General features: G+C 60.8%; 1 protein-coding gene. It reads right to left on the minus strand.

Annotation, left to right across the window (positions count from 1 at the left end):
- The coding region (locus HMPREF2886_RS32440) for a hypothetical protein (RefSeq protein WP_371915130.1) at nucleotides 1-265 on the minus strand (265 nt) is incomplete at both ends.

The raw sequence follows: 265 nt of genomic DNA on the forward strand, positions 1-265 counted from the left end.
CAGCTTGCTATCGCCATACATTTCTGTGCGGATGCCGGACGGCTCGCCCTGCTGGTCGTGGTAGGTGATTTCGTAGAAGTCGCCCAGCTCGCCAGACGCGAAGCCGATACGGGCGGAATAGCCGTTACGCTCGGCCTCGGCTTTCATCATCTGCCAGCTTTCCAGCGGCGAATAACCTTCCACGGCATTTTCGTGATCGCGTTGCAGCTCGGCCGCAACCTCGGGCGCGATTTCCGGCACGGGCTGATGCTCGACGGTTTGCGTT

The sequence above is a fragment of the Pseudomonas sp. HMSC066A08 genome, from assembly GCF_001813025.1.
In the GTDB taxonomy this organism is placed as follows: Bacteria; Pseudomonadota; Gammaproteobacteria; order Pseudomonadales; family Pseudomonadaceae; genus Pseudomonas; species Pseudomonas aeruginosa.